The following is a 15,214-nucleotide window of genomic DNA, read 5'->3' as shown; positions in this document are numbered from 1 at the left end:
CTGCAGGTTAGTGGCAAAGGCTCAGGGCGCAACAGCGTCATCTGTGGCTCTGAATTGAACCTGGCCCTTGCAGCCATCTGCCAAAGAAAAAGCCCCGCCGTTTCCGGCGGGGCTTTGATCTTGTTCAGGCAGGTGCCTTACTCGTCGCGGCTTTCCGGTGTTTCCACCAGATTGTCGAACTCGTCGCCACCGATGATGTCATCCTGCGTCGGCGCGGCGAGGGCAGCGGCGGCTTCGGCCTCTTCCCGGCGTGCTTCGATGACGACATTGTCACGCTGCTGCGCGATGTGGCGCATCTGCTGCGTAGCCCCACCGGTGCCGGCTGGAATCAGACGGCCCACGATGACGTTCTCTTTCAGGCCGACCAGCTTGTCACGTTTGCCCTGAACCGAGGCTTCGGTCAGAACCCGCGTGGTTTCCTGGAACGAGGCTGCCGAGATGAAGCTGCGGGTTTGCAGCGACGCCTTGGTGATCCCCAGAAGGATCGGTTCGCCCTGTGCCGCACGACCGCCCTTCGAAATGGCCTTTTCATTGGCCACATCGAATTCCTGCTTGTCCACGTGTTCACCTTTCAGCAGCGTTGTATCGCCGCTATCCAGGATCTCCCATTTCTGCAGCATCTGACGCACGATGACCTCGATGTGCTTGTCGTTGATCTTCACGCCTTGCAGACGATAGACCTCCTGCACCTCGTCGATCATGTAATCCGCCAGCGCCTCGACACCCATGATGGAGAGGATGTCATGCGGGGCCGGGTTGCCGTCCATGATGTAGTCACCCTTCTGGACGTAGTCACCTTCCTGAACCGGAATGTGCTTGCCCTTGGGCACCATGTATTCGACGGGCTCCATCGTGTCGTCCGCGGGTTCGATGCTGATGCGACGCTTGTTCTTGTAGTCGCGACCATAGCGGACATAGCCATCGATCTCGGCGATGATGGCGTGATCTTTGGGGCGGCGCGCCTCAAAGAGTTCGGCCACACGCGGCAGACCACCGGTGATGTCCTTGGTTTTCGCACCTTCGCGCGGAATACGCGCAACCACGTCACCGGCCTCGATCTCCTGACCGTCTTCGATCGACAGAATGGCGTCGACCGACATCGGGTAGGTCACCGGGTTACCAGCATCGTTGCGCACCGGTTCGCCATCGGCACCGACCACCAGAACTTCGGGCTTCAGCTCGTTGCCCTTGGGGGCCGCGCGCCAGTCGGTCACGATCTTCTGGGTCATGCCGGTGGCATCGTCGGTGACGTCCCGCACGGCAACACCGCTGACCAGATCGACAAACTTGGCCGTCCCCGACTTCTCGGCGATGATCGGCAGGGTATAGGGATCCCACTCGAACAGTTTGTCGCCACGGGCCACCTTGGCGCCTTCCTTGACGAAAAGGCGCGTACCGTAGCCAACCTTGTGGCTGGCAAGCTCAACGGCGTTTTCGCCCATGATCCGCAACTTCATGTTACGGCCCATGACCAGTGTGGCGCCGCTGGAGCTTTCCAGGGTCTGGGCATTTTCGAATTCGATCTTACCCTCCTGGCTGGCTTCGAGGAACGACTGCTGACCACCCTGAGCAACGCCTCCGATGTGGAAGGTCCGCATCGTCAGCTGGGTGCCGGGTTCACCGATCGACTGTGCCGCGATGATGCCCACGGCCTCGCCGTTGTTGACCATCGTACCGCGTGCAAGGTCACGACCGTAGCACATGGCACAAACGCCGTCTTCGGCCTCACAGGTCAGCGGCGAGCGGATGCGCGCGGTTTGCACCGCCGCCTCTTCCACCGCATCGGCCATGCGTTCGTCGATCAGCGTGCCATTGGCAATCACCACCTCGTCATTCGACGGGTTCAGGATATCCTCGGCCGCGACACGGCCCAGAATACGCTCACCCAGCGTTGCGACGACCTCACCATCATTGACGGCGGCCTCGGCGGTGATCGCACGATCGGTGCCACAGTCATGCTCACGAATGATGCAGTCCTGCGCCACGTCCACCAGACGACGGGTCAGATAGCCCGAGTTTGCGGTCTTAAGCGCCGTATCCGACAGACCTTTCCGCGCACCGTGGGTCGAGTTGAAGTATTCAAGAACGGTCAGGCCTTCCTTGAAGTTCGAGATGATCGGCGTTTCGATGATGTCGCCGTTCGGCTTGGCCATCAGGCCGCGCATCCCGCCCAGCTGTTTCATCTGAGTGACCGAGCCACGGGCACCGGAATGCGCCATCATGTAGACCGAGTTCGGCTCGGATTCGGCACCGTTCTCATCGGTACCAGAGGCCGAAATCGTGCCCATCATGGCGTCGGTGACCTGATCGTTACATTTCGACCAGGCATCGACCACCTTGTTGTACTTCTCACCCTGGGTGATCAGGCCGTCCATATATTGCTGTTCGAAGCCTTTGACCTGATCGCGGGTTTCTTCGACGATGCCCCACTTGGTATCCGGAATGACCATATCGTCCTTGCCGAACGAGATGCCCGCCTTGAACGCTTCGCGGAAGCCCATGGTCATGATCTGGTCACAGAAGATAACCGATTCCTTCTGACCGCAGTAGCGGTAGACGGTGTCGATCACCTGCTGCACTTCTTTCTTGCGCAGCAGCTTGTTGACCAGGCTGAACGGTGCCTTGACGTTTTTCGGCAGAAGCGCGCCCAGACGGACACGGCCCGGCGTGGTTTCCACGCGGGAAATCACTTCGTTGCCTTCCTCGTCGATCTGAGGAATGCGCGCGGTGACCTTGGCGTGCAGGTGCACCTCGCCCGCGTCCAGCGCATGCTGAACCTCTTCGATCGAGGCAAACGCCATGCCTTCGCCCTTCATCCCCTCGCGTTCCAGCGAGACGTAGTAGAGGCCAAGGACCATGTCCTGCGACGGCACGATGATCGGTGCGCCGTTGGCAGGCGACAGAACGTTGTTCGTGGACATCATCAGCACGCGTGCTTCCAACTGCGCCTCAAGGCTCAGCGGGACGTGCACGGCCATCTGGTCACCGTCGAAGTCGGCGTTGAAGGCCGAACAAACAAGCGGATGCAACTGGATGGCTTTGCCTTCGATCAGGACCGGTTCGAACGCCTGAATGCCAAGACGGTGCAGCGTCGGCGCCCGGTTCAGCATGACAGGGTGTTCGCGGATCACCTCATCCAGGATATCCCAGACCTCGGGGCGTTCCTTTTCCACCAGTTTCTTGGCCTGTTTCACAGTCGACGACATGCCTTTGGCTTCGAGCCGCGAGTAGATGAACGGCTTGAACAGTTCCAGCGCCATCTTCTTGGGCAGGCCGCATTGATGCAGCTTGAGTTCCGGGCCGGTCACGATGACCGAGCGGCCCGAGAAGTCGACGCGTTTCCCCAGAAGGTTCTGACGGAAACGGCCCTGCTTGCCTTTCAGCATGTCGCTGAGCGATTTCAGCGGGCGCTTGTTGGCACCGGTGATGACACGACCGCGACGGCCGTTGTCAAAGAGGGCATCGACCGATTCCTGCAACATCCGCTTTTCGTTGCGCACGATGATATCGGGCGCGCGCAGCTCGATCAGGCGCTTCAGACGGTTGTTCCGGTTAATCACGCGGCGGTAAAGATCGTTGAGGTCGGAGGTGGCAAAGCGGCCCCCGTCGAGCGGTACCAGCGGGCGCAGCTCTGGCGGGATGACCGGAATGACGGTCATGACCATCCATTCGGGCCGGTTGCCCGACTCGAGGAACGATTCAACGACTTTCAGGCGCTTGATGATCTTCTTGGGCTTCAATTCGCCCGTGGCTTCGGCCAGATCGGCGCGCAGCTGTTCGGCTTCGGCCTCAAGGTCGATATTCTGCAGCATCTCGCGGATGGCTTCGGCACCGATATTGGCGGTGAAGGCGTCCATGCCATAGGCGTCCTGCGCATCCATGAACTCCTCTTCTGAGAGCATCTGGCCGTAGGTGAGATCGGTCAGGCCCGGTTCGATCACAACGTAGTTTTCGAAATAGAGCACGCGTTCCAGATCACGCAGCGTCATGTCCAGCATCAGGCCGATGCGCGACGGCAGCGACTTCAGGAACCAGATATGGGCGCAGGGTGCGGCCAGTTCGATATGGCCCATGCGTTCACGGCGAACCTTTTGCAGCGTGACTTCCACACCGCATTTTTCGCAGACAACGCCGCGATATTTCATCCGCTTATATTTGCCGCAGAGGCATTCGTAATCCTTGATCGGGCCAAAGATACGCGCGCAAAAGAGGCCATCACGCTCGGGCTTGAAAGTCCGGTAGTTGATGGTCTCGGGCTTTTTGATCTCGCCGTAGGACCACGACAGGATGCGCTCTGGCGAGGCCAGAGACACCTTGATCTCGTCGAACACCTTGACCGGGGCGACGGGGTTGAACGGGTTGTTTGTCAGTTCCTGGTTCATTTTCAAATCCTTGAATTCGGGCGTTGGATGGGCGGTGGGGCTGACCCCACCGTTATTCCGCATCCTCCGCGTCCAGGAGTTCCATGTTCAGGCCGAGGCCACGGACCTCTTTGACCAGAACGTTGAACGATTCCGGCACACCAGCTTCGAAGTTGTCTTCGCCTTTGACGATGCTTTCGTAGACTTTCGTCCGTCCGGCAACGTCGTCCGACTTGACCGTCAGCATCTCTTGCAGGGTGTAGGCGGCGCCGTAGGCTTCGAGCGCCCAGACTTCCATTTCCCCGAAACGCTGACCACCGAACTGCGCCTTACCACCCAGCGGCTGCTGTGTGACGAGGCTGTAAGGTCCGGTTGAACGGGCGTGGATCTTGTCATCGACAAGGTGGTGCAGTTTCAGCAGGTACTTGACGCCTACTGTGACCGGACGGGCAAATTGTTCACCGGTACGACCATCAAACAGGATCGACTGACCGCTTTCGTCAAAGCCTGCGCGTCTCAGCGCATCGTTGACGTCCGCTTCTTTCGCACCGTCGAAGACCGGCGTTGCGATCGGTACACCACCGGTGACGTTACCAGCGGCTTCGATCAGCGTTTCCTCGTCCATACCGGCGATGCCTTCGTCGTAGACATCTTCGCCATAGGCGATTTTCATCGCTTCACGTACCGGGGTCATGTCGCCCGAACGGCGGTATTCCTGCAACGCCTCGTCAATCTTGACGCCAAGGCCACGCGCGGCCCAACCCATGTGGGTTTCAAGGATCTGACCAACGTTCATCCGGCTGGGAACGCCCAGCGGGTTGAGACAGAAGTCGACCGGCGTCCCATCGGCCAGGAATGGCATGTCTTCCATCGGTACAACCTTGGAAATCACACCCTTGTTGCCGTGACGACCGGCCATCTTGTCACCCGGTTGCAGCTTGCGCTTCACCGCAATGAACACCTTGACCATCTTCATCACGCCCGGGGGCAGATCGTCGCCGCGGCGCACCTTCTCGACCTTATCCTCGAAACGGGCATCCAGTGTGCGTTTCTGCGCCTCGTATTGCTCGTTCAGGGCCTCGACGATCTGGGCATCCTTCTCGTCCTTGAGGGCCAACTGCCACCATTGGCCTTTGGTCAGCATATCCAGCAGCTCTTCGGTGATCTCCGAATTGGATTTGACACCTTTGGGGCCTTTGACAGCAACCTTGCCGAGGATCAGCGATTTCAGACGGGCATAGATGTTGCGATCCAGAATCGCCAGCTCGTCATCGCGGTCACGCGCCAGGCGCTCGACCTCTTCGCGTTCGATCTGAAGCGCCCGTTCGTCTTTTTCCACACCGTGGCGGTTGAAGACACGGACCTCGACCACTGTGCCGAAATCACCCGGTTTGACGCGCAGCGATGTATCGCGCACGTCCGAGGCTTTTTCACCGAAGATCGCGCGGAGAAGTTTTTCCTCCGGCGTCATCGGCGATTCACCTTTGGGGGTGATCTTACCGACCAGAATATCGCCCGGCTCCACATCGGCACCGATATAGACGATGCCCGCTTCGTCGAGGTTGCGCAGGGCTTCCTCGCCGACATTGGGGATGTCGCGCGTGATCTCTTCCGGACCCAGTTTGGTGTCACGTGCGGCCACTTCGAATTCCTCGATGTGAACGCTGGTGAACACGTCATCGCGCGCCACACGTTCGGAAATCAGGATCGAGTCCTCGAAATTGTAGCCATTCCACGGCATGAAGGCCGTGACCACGTTCTTGCCAAGCGCCAGTTCGCCCAGATCGGTCGAGGGGCCATCGGCAATCACCTCGCCCTTCATCACCGTGTCACCCACTTTTACAAGCGGCTGCTGGTTGATGCAGGTATTCTGGTTCGACCGCTGGAATTTGCGCATGCGGTAGATGTCGACACCCGCATCGCCCAGTTCCAGATCGCCGGTGGCCCGGACAACGATCCGGGTGGCATCGACCTGGTCGATGATACCGGCACGTTTTGCCAGGATCGCAGCACCCGAGTCGCGCGCCACGACGCCTTCGATCCCGGTGCCCACAAGCGGAGCCTCGGACCGCAGGGTCGGCACGGCCTGACGTTGCATGTTCGATCCCATCAGGGCGCGGTTGGCGTCGTCGTTTTCCAGGAACGGAATGAGCGAGGCCGCAACCGAGACCAACTGTTTGGGCGACACGTCGATCAGGTCCACATTCTCGCGCGGGGCAAGCATGTATTCGCCCGACTGGCGGGTCGACACCAGATCGTTGATGAAGTTGCCTTTTTCATCGAGCGTTGCGTTGGCCTGCGCCACGGTGTGACGCATTTCCTCGGTGGCCGACATGTATTGCACTTCGTCGGTCACATGGCCCGCTTCGACCTTGCGATAGGGTGTTTCGATGAAGCCGTATTTGTTCACGCGTGCAAAGGTTGCAAGGCTGTTGATCAGGCCAATGTTCGGCCCTTCCGGCGTTTCAATCGGGCACATCCGACCATAGTGGGTCGGGTGCACGTCGCGCACCTCAAATCCCGCACGTTCGCGCGTCAGACCGCCCGGCCCAAGCGCCGACAGGCGGCGTTTGTGGGTGACTTCGGACAGCGGGTTGGTCTGGTCCATGAACTGGCTGAGCTGCGAAGAACCGAAGAATTCACGCACCGCAGCAGCAGCGGGTTTGGCGTTGATCAGATCCTGCGGCATGACGGTGTCGATCTCGACCGACGACATGCGTTCCTTGATCGCGCGTTCCATCCGCAGAAGGCCAACACGGTACTGGTTCTCCATCAACTCACCAACCGAGCGGACCCGGCGGTTGCCGAGGTGGTCGATGTCGTCGATATCGCCCTTGCCATCGCGCAGCTCGACCAGCGCTTTGATGCAGGCCACGATATCTTCGCGGTCCAGCGTGCGCTGCGTGTCAAGCTTGTCCAGATCGAGACGCATGTTCATCTTGACCCGGCCAACAGCCGACAGGTCATAGCGTTCGCTGTCGAAGAACAACGTGTCAAAGAGGGCCGAGGCGGCCTCTTCAGTGGGCGGCTCACCTGGGCGCATGACACGGTAGATATCCATGAGCGCGCCAACGCGGTTCATGTTCTTGTCCACCGCCATGGTGTTGCGCATGTAGGGGCCGACATTGACGTTGTCGATATCCAGAACCGGGATGTCGGTGATGCCCGCATCCAGCAGCTCTTGCAGCGAACCACCGCTGATTTCACCGGCCTTGTCGTATTCCAGCGTCAACTCGTCACCGGCTTCGACATAGATCGCGCCGGTTTCTTCGTTGATAATGTCCTTGGCCACGAATTTGCCGAGGATCTGCTCGAAAGGCAGCAGCAGGTCGGTAACCTCGCCTTCGTCGATCAGTTTCTTGACCGCACGCGGGGTGACTTTCTTGCCGGCCTCGGCAATGACTTCGCCCGATTTGGCATCAACCAGGTCATAGGTCGGGCGGGTGCCGCGCACACGTTCCGGGAAGAACTTGGTGACCCAGCCCTTTTTCTTCTTCAGCTTGTAGTCGACGGTTTCATAATAGGCATCCATGATGCCTTCCTGATCCAGGCCAAGCGCATAAAGCAGCGTCGTCACCGGCAGTTTGCGGCGACGGTCGATGCGGGCATGCACGATGTCCTTGGCGTCAAACTCGAAGTCCAGCCAGCTGCCGCGGTAGGGAATGATGCGGCAGGCAAAAAGCAGTTTGCCCGAGCTGTGGGTTTTGCCCTTGTCGTGGTCAAAGAACACACCGGGCGAGCGGTGCATCTGGGAAACGATCACACGTTCGGTGCCGTTCACCACAAAGGTGCCGTTCGGGGTCATCAGGGGCATATCGCCCATGAACACGTCCTGTTCCTTGATGTCCTTGACCGATTTCGCACCGGTATCATCATCGACATCAAACACGATCAGGCGCAGCGTTACCTTCAGCGGAGCGCTGTAGGTCATATCGCGCTGCATGCATTCTTCGACGTCGTATTTCGGTTTCTCAAGATCGTAGTTCACGAATTCCAGCACGCTGGTTTCGTTGAAATCCTTGATCGGGAAGACCGACTGAAAGACGCCTTTCAGGCCTTCGCCATCCTGCGGCTCGGGCTGATCGCCCGAATCCAGGAACAGATCATAAGAGGATTTCTGAACCTCGATGAGGTTTGGCATCTCCAGCACTTCGCGGATTTTGCCGAAATATTTGCGTAGACGTTTCTGGCCGAGGTAGGTCTGAGCCATGGTCGATGTCACCTTTCGTTTCTCACCGGTCGCGCATGCAGTCGGGCCCCTGCACCGCGTCCTTCCGAGACGATGGGTTACGATCAATTCCCGGTTCGTGTCCCACCACAAACCTCCCGATCGCGAAACCACATCTTAGAAAGGGCTCTGGGCGATGTCGCGCGACAAAGCCCTTTCTAAGACAGGTTCGGCTGGGCCCGGAAATACCGGACCCAGCCAGAATTTTGATCCGGGTTGCCCCGGCGAGACTTACTTCAGTTCGACTTCGGCGCCAGCTGCTTCCAGCTTGCCTTTGATCTCTTCTGCTTCGTCTTTCGAAACCTGCTCTTTGACAGCTTTGCCGCCAGCTTCGACCAGGTCTTTTGCTTCTTTCAGACCCAGACCGGTGATGGCGCGAACCTCTTTGATGACGTTGATTTTCGACGCACCGGCCGATTTCAGGATAACGTCAAATTCAGTTTGCTCCGCACCGGCGTCGCCGCCTGCATCGCCTGCCGGGCCCGCCATCATGACCGCGCCGCCAGCGGCGGGCTCGATGCCGTACTCGTCTTTCAGGATGGTTTTCAGTTCTTGTGCTTCGAGAAGCGTCAGACCAACGATCTCTTCTGCCAGTTTTTTCAGATCAGCCATTTTAGACTCTTTCCGTTTAGATGTGTTCCAACGTCGGGAAATCAACCCTACGCGAATGTTACAAGTTGCTTCAGGCGGCTTCCGCCCTCTCTTCGATCGTCGAAAGGATGCTCGCGATGTTAGAAGCAGGTGCGCCAATGGCCCCCGCGATGTTCGAAGCAGGTGCCCCGATCATGCCGGCGATGGTCGCGATGAGTTCATCGCGCGACGGCAGTTTCGAGGTGGCTTCAACACCGGCACGGTCCAGAGCGGTCTCACCCATCGCCCCACCAAGGATCTCAAACTTCTTGTTATCCTTGGCAAAGCCCTCGGCCACCTTGGCTGCTGCCACGGGGTCCTCGGAGAAGGTCAGAACGGTCATACCCGAGAGATAGTCGGCGATGCTTGCGCATGGCTTTCCTTCAAGGGCGATTTTGGCGAGCCTGTTTTTAGCGACGCGAACGGATGCCTCGGCGTCGCGGGCGCGCGCACGAAGATCCTGCATCTCAGCAACTGTAAGACCCGTGTAGTGTGCAACCACCACAACGCCAGAGCTTTCAAAGATCTGGCCGAGTTCGTCGACCACTTTCTCTTTCTGGGCTCTATCCACAGTTTCACTCCAGTATTGGAAGGCTTGCGCCCCCCGGCTCAGATTTACCGGAACCGAAGTTCCGGCGTTTAAGTCCGAATTACGGGGCAGCACCAAATCGCCCGAGGTCAGTCCACGGTCAATTCACGTCTTTTCCCGTCTCAGGCAGGAGATTAAGCCTCGGATCAAGCCCGACGCACCCGCCATCTTGGACGAATCAACAGATCGCCGCGCGGACGCGACGACCTGTATGGCTGTGCCCAATAGGCCTTGGTGGCCAAAATGTGAAGGGGCAAATCGGCACCGATCAGAAGTTTTTTGCGAAAACTGCCTTTTCCGGGCGTAAATGCCCGGTTTACTGTCCCGAACATGACACAAGCTGGTCCGTCACATACGCCCCGAACGCTGCGCGACGTTGTGAATACGCGCTATACCAGAATCAGGTATGCGGCGGGTAGCGATGACCATCTGATCATTTCCTTTTCCAGCATCGGGCGGCGCCGGGCCGAGATGCCGCCCGATGAATTTACCGGCACGCTTTTGCGCCAGCCAGAGCAGCATTGCATGTTCATCAGCGACCTGCGGCGATCCTGGATGAACGACCCCCATTACCTGAAATCGGTAAAGAGTGCCGTCGACAAGATACGCAAGCGCGAAAACATCAACCGGATCACCACGCTGGGGCTAAGCATGGGCGCTTTCAGTGCGCTGGTGGCATCAGCCCTGTTCCCGGTCACCACGGCGATTGCCATTTCGCCGCAATTCACGATGTCCGGCGCCGTGATGCCGAAAGAGACACGCTGGCGGTATTGGCGTAAGGGCATCAAGACATTCCGTTTTGAAACCGCCGAAGCCTCTCCCGGGCCGGGACGATCCTATATTTTTCACGGGCTAGAGAATGATCTGGACCAGATGCGCGCCTTTTCAGTCCTGCCAAATCGCGATCATTTCGTATTCCCCGAAAGCAATCATTCCGAGCTTGGGCGTCTTTTCAAAGAAAATGGTGTTCTGCTTGATCTGGTCAACGCCTGTGCCACGCGCAACCGGAAGGAAGTCGCGCGTCTTGTCGGCAGTTGTGGGGGGACGTGGCGCGCCAGATACGAAAAACAGCAAAAGCTGGAAAATGCCGCCTGATCCATCTGGGTATGGAAACGAAAAGACCCGGCGCGCGGATGCGGCCGGGTCTGAGCATTGGTATGTTTGCCAGGCTTAGTTGCCTGCGGCGTTGTCCACAGAAACACTCACGCCCGGACCCATTGTCGAGCTGAGCGAGATTTTCTTGAGGTAGGCACCCTTGGCACCGGTCGGTTTGGCCTTGGCCACCGCTTCAACGAACGCACGAATGTTTTCGACCAGCTTGGCCTCATCAAACGACGCTTTGCCAACACCGGCATGCACGATGCCGCCTTTGACGGCCTTGAACTGTACTTCACCGCCTTTGGCAGCTTTGACAGCGTCGGCGACATCCATGGTGACGGTCCCGACCTTGGGGTTCGGCATCAGGTTGCGCGGGCCCAGAACCTTACCCAGACGGCCAACGATCGGCATCATGTCGGGGGTTGCAATACAGCGATCAAAGTCGATCTTGCCGCCCTGCACGGTTTCCATCAGGTCTTCGGCCCCAACGATGTCAGCGCCTGCGGCCTGAGCTTCCTCGGCCTTGGGACCACGGGCGAAGACCGCGACGCGCACGTCTTTGCCGGTGCCATTCGGCAGACCGACAACACCGCGCACCATCTGGTCGGCGTGACGGGTATCAACGCCCAGGTTCATGGCGATCTCGATGGTTTCGTCAAATTTGACGTTCGAATTGCCTTTGATCAGCGCAACGGCCTCTTCGACTGTCACATTCTCTTTGCCGGCAAATGCTTCGCGTGCCGCGCGGGTACGTTTTCCAAGTTTTGCCATCTTACTTCACCTCGATGCCCATGGACCGCGCCGAGCCGAGGATGATTTTCATCGCCGCTTCGACATCATTTGCGTTCAGATCTTTCCATTTCGCCTCGGCGATTTCCTTGACCTGCTTGGTGGTCACATGACCAACGGTTTCGCGTCCGGGAAGTTTGGCTGCCGATTTCAGCTTCGCCGCTTTCTTCAGATAGTAAGACGCGGGCGGCGTCTTGATGTCCATGTCAAAGGACTTGTCCTGATAATAGGTGATCACGGTCGGGCACGGCGCACCGGGCTCCATTTCCTGCGTCTTGGCGTTGAACGCCTTGCAGAATTCCATGATGTTGATGCCGCGCTGACCCAGTGCCGGACCGACCGGCGGGGATGGGTTTGCTTGACCGGCGGGCACTTGCAGCTTCATCTTGCCTGCGAGTTTCTTGGCCATTGGCCTTCTCCTTTTACAGCATCCGTCCACCGCGGGTGGCCGGACAGGTTTGCCCGTGGTTCGGTGCCGTCACGCGTGACGACCGCCTCCCACGATTGAACACGTCAGGTCTGTTTCGTGACCTGCGTGAATTCCAGTTCGACCGGAGTTTCCCGGCCAAAGATCGACACCGTCACCTTCAGGCGTTGGTTGTCGTCGTCCACTTCTTCGACCATGCCGTCGAAATCTTCGAACGGTCCGTCATTGACCTTGACCTTCTCACCCACTTCAAAGTGGATAAGCGTGCGCGGCGCTTCTTCGCCTTCCTGCACGCGGTTCAGGATCGCGTTGACCTCGGCATCGCGCATCGGCATCGGGCGGCCTTGCGGGCCCAGAAAACCGGTGACGCGGTTGATCGAGTTGATCAGGTGATAACCCTGATCCGACATTTCCATCCGCACCAGCACATAACCCGGCATGAAACGTCGCTCGGCCGTTACCTTCTTGCCGCGGCGGATTTCAATCACTTCTTCGGTCGGCACGAGGACTTCTTCGATATCGTCCTCAAGAGCATTCTCGATGACCGACTGTCTGATTTGCTCGGCGATCTTCTTCTCGAAATTCGAGAGAACACTAACCGAGTACCACCGTTTTGCCATTCCGCACCTTGTCCTCGTTCTGGCAGGCCGACCGGCCAGCATTCATTGTCTTTTCAGGCGTTTACACCTGAGTTACCGAAACAAAAAATCGGCGCGCAACTCGAATCGCAGCGCGCCATGTCCCTAAGATAGCGGTCCACTACCCCCGTTCGCCCTTGATTTCAAGGGTTGGCGGGTGATTTTCTGATGACTTAGCCGAACAGCCCCAGAACGCCCTGCAAGCCACTGCGGATCAGCAAATCGACCAGTGCAAAGAACACCGCTGTCAGCGTTGCCATGATGAAAACCATCACGGTGGTCAGCAAAACCTCGCGCCGGGTCGGCCAGACGACCTTGGAAACCTCGGCCCTGACTTGCTGAATGAACTGAAGCGGGTTTGTGCGTGCCATAAGCGCTGACTTCTCTCAGATAACTCTCTGGGGCGACATACGCGGGCATTGACACAAATTCAAGGGCAGATGCCAAGGTGTCTACATCTGTTTGCAAATCTTTACCGCGTGGTAATTCGGCTCACCCCCGCTGAGCCTCTTTCGCCAACCGATCAAAAGGATCCGGGCGGTCCGCTGCTATATTCTGATTCTGCGAAAAGTCAGGCACATGGATCTGATCGCTCCAGCTGCCCGGCATCCGGTCCAGAACCGCGTCGATGCGTTCTGCCATCGCCTGAGCGCGGTGGCGAATATTCTCAGCCAGTTCGGGACGGCGCGCATGCAGTTTTTGCCACGCACCGACGACCAGTTCGGCCACACGATCCGGTCCAAGCGTAAGATACCCGATCAGCACCACCCAGAAAGCGACAAAAAGAGTGATTGGGATCAGCCACGGGCGCACATAGACGACCGCCGCAATCAAAGCAAAGAACGCGAATTTGCGGGACGGTCTGTAGCTGCCGACATATGCGACGGCATTTTTCAGGTTACGTTTGAATTTTCCCGGACCCATCTTTTCCTTAGGCTTTGATTGCGCCATGGGTTTGTCGGTGGTCCTGGCTTTTTGGAACAGCTTTCTGGGATGCTTGATCGGCTCAGCGTCGGCCTCGTCGGCACCGCGTACAAGCTCGGGTAGGACTTCGCGACTGACCTCGCGTTTTTGCGCTACCATCATCTGACGGATCAACATATCAGCGGTCGCATCGGCATCGCCGACGGCGGCATTCGCCCCGTGCGAAACGTCCGTCGCCCTGTGCGTGTCTGACGGCGCTTGTGATGTATTTTCTAAACCACTCATCTATTTCGCCCGAAATATCCCACGCCCCCACGCGGACCGGAACACTGCCAAACTGGCAAGTCCCGATTAAAGGTTATCTTAAGGCCGAAATCGGGCGGAATCATGGCAAACCCATGTTGGAAACAAGGCCCGACAACGTAGCACCACTGAATTCGTGAGAAAATATTTCGAATTTGTGAGAGTTGGCAGTGCGCGCAGTCTCAAGCTATCCAGTCTCGGCGCAATTTCCCTGGAAACAGGGAATTTACAGGGAAATTCTGCTAATTTAGCCTGAAACCTACTGATTTTGATGATTTTAGCCCTGAATACCGACGCAATAACAGGCGCTTACGGACCAATTCCCTGTTCTTTTGATAACAGGGAAGGCGCTGGCGCTTATCGAAAACCCGGCATGTTCAGTTCTTTCAAGCTGCCGCTATCGTCTTCATCGTCGTCGGCATCTGCCAGATCCGCCAAAAGCAATGTGACAGCGTGGCCGTTATTGGCCAAACGTGTTTGTTCAAACAACTCGACATCTGACCGGCTCAACCAGGCAAGCGGGTTGGTTTCCGTGACGCTACTAAATCCTTTGGTGCCATTGGCTACAATCTTACCGGCCAGGCTGAGTTGGGGCAGCCGTTCGCCACGCTTGCAGGTGATCCACGGAAACCTACTGCTTTTGACAGAATACCGAACTTGACCATTTCGCGACCAAACCGCCGCTAGGCATTCTTCCCTGCGATCGACCATGCGTCGGATTGTTGCCTCCAGGCTGACGTTTAGATGATCGCGCAGCCGCTGAGCATCTTTCAGATCAGGATCCTGGGAAAGCAACGGATCGAACAGTTTGAACGGTGCAAGCAAATTGATGGCGAACGCGTTCGCCTCTGACTCCTGTCGGTATTGGCGTTGGCCAGCGCGCGTCTCGCGCATATCCTTTGCCTTGCAGGTGAATCCTCTGTCGCCGGACAACTTGTGCCGCTCCATCAGAAAATGCCCCAGCTCGTGCGCAATCGTAAACCTGGCTCGTTGATCGCCATATCGTGTGTTAGCCAGGATCGACCCGGCGCTCCGGACCGTGTCTGTGAGAAGCATGCCCTCAAAACCATCAAACACTTGCGACTTGATATCAGCGATGTCCAACGCGCGCGCAATTTGACCCACTGGTACGGGTGCATCGATTGTTTCAAGCTGTGCGAATATTGCCCGAGCGATCGCCGTAGGTACGTGCAGGTCAGCCAGATCAATGCGGGAGAGTTGCAATTT

Annotated in this window: 11 protein-coding genes; 1 reads left to right on the top strand and 10 read right to left on the bottom strand. The window is 57.9% G+C overall.

Translation table 11 applies throughout. From position 1 onward, the window contains the following. Positions 1-137 precede the first annotated feature (137 nt). The 4 genes from rpoC to rplJ form a co-directional block, all read right to left on the bottom strand. On the bottom strand, positions 138-4,382 hold the full coding sequence (gene rpoC / locus Q1B27_RS12050) for a DNA-directed RNA polymerase subunit beta' (RefSeq protein WP_299847868.1): 4,245 nt from the start codon (positions 4,380-4,382) through the stop codon (positions 138-140). Between the two features lie 52 nt (positions 4,383-4,434). Further along, positions 4,435-8,571 carry a DNA-directed RNA polymerase subunit beta gene (rpoB, locus tag Q1B27_RS12045; protein ID WP_299847866.1) on the bottom strand — a complete coding sequence of 1,379 codons (4,137 nt, stop codon included), beginning with the start codon at positions 8,569-8,571 and terminating at the stop codon, positions 4,435-4,437. Between the two features lie 249 nt (positions 8,572-8,820). Beyond that, positions 8,821-9,201: a 50S ribosomal protein L7/L12 gene (rplL, locus tag Q1B27_RS12040; protein WP_299847864.1), complete on the bottom strand. Its 381-nt coding sequence runs from the start codon at positions 9,199-9,201 to the stop codon at positions 8,821-8,823. A gap of 70 nt (positions 9,202-9,271) precedes the next feature. Next, the gene (gene rplJ, locus Q1B27_RS12035; protein ID WP_299847862.1) at positions 9,272-9,790 is read right to left on the bottom strand and encodes a 50S ribosomal protein L10; all 519 of its coding nucleotides are present in this window, start codon (positions 9,788-9,790) and stop codon (positions 9,272-9,274) included. Positions 9,791-10,138: 348 nt separating this feature from the next. Here rplJ and Q1B27_RS12030 point away from each other — a divergent pair, with 348 nt between their 5' ends. Then, entirely contained in the window at positions 10,139-10,903 is a 765-nt protein-coding gene (locus Q1B27_RS12030) for a hypothetical protein (RefSeq protein WP_299847860.1), read from the top strand. A 75-nt stretch (positions 10,904-10,978) separates the two neighbouring features. Here the strand turns inward: Q1B27_RS12030 and rplA are convergent, their stop codons facing one another. From rplA to Q1B27_RS12000, 6 genes are all read right to left on the bottom strand, one after another. Continuing rightward, complete coding sequence (gene rplA / locus Q1B27_RS12025; RefSeq protein WP_299847858.1) at positions 10,979-11,677, bottom strand: 50S ribosomal protein L1; 699 nt, start codon at positions 11,675-11,677, stop codon at positions 10,979-10,981. A gap of 1 nt (position 11,678) precedes the next feature. Further along, positions 11,679-12,104 (bottom strand): 50S ribosomal protein L11, encoded by a 426-nt coding sequence (gene rplK, locus Q1B27_RS12020; RefSeq protein ID WP_085801610.1) that lies wholly within the window; start codon positions 12,102-12,104, stop codon positions 11,679-11,681. A gap of 104 nt (positions 12,105-12,208) precedes the next feature. Continuing rightward, positions 12,209-12,742: a transcription termination/antitermination protein NusG gene (gene nusG / locus Q1B27_RS12015; RefSeq protein WP_299847854.1), complete on the bottom strand. Its 534-nt coding sequence runs from the start codon at positions 12,740-12,742 to the stop codon at positions 12,209-12,211. Positions 12,743-12,933: 191 nt separating this feature from the next. Beyond that, positions 12,934-13,131: a preprotein translocase subunit SecE gene (gene secE, locus Q1B27_RS12010; RefSeq protein ID WP_085801612.1), complete on the bottom strand. Its 198-nt coding sequence runs from the start codon at positions 13,129-13,131 to the stop codon at positions 12,934-12,936. Positions 13,132-13,252: 121 nt separating this feature from the next. Continuing rightward, a complete protein-coding gene (locus Q1B27_RS12005) occupies positions 13,253-13,969 on the bottom strand; it encodes a hypothetical protein (RefSeq protein ID WP_299847849.1) in 717 nt (238 codons plus the stop codon). 375 nt (positions 13,970-14,344) lie between these two features. After that, the gene (locus tag Q1B27_RS12000) at positions 14,345-15,211 is read right to left on the bottom strand and encodes an ImmA/IrrE family metallo-endopeptidase (protein ID WP_299847847.1); all 867 of its coding nucleotides are present in this window, start codon (positions 15,209-15,211) and stop codon (positions 14,345-14,347) included. Between the last annotated feature and the right edge of the window lie 3 nt (positions 15,212-15,214).

It is taken from the genome of uncultured Roseovarius sp., assembly GCF_947489715.1.
Classification (GTDB): Bacteria; Pseudomonadota; Alphaproteobacteria; order Rhodobacterales; family Rhodobacteraceae; genus Roseovarius.
The sequence above is the reverse complement of the archived record's forward strand: the minus strand, read 5'-3'. Positions and strand labels throughout refer to the sequence as shown.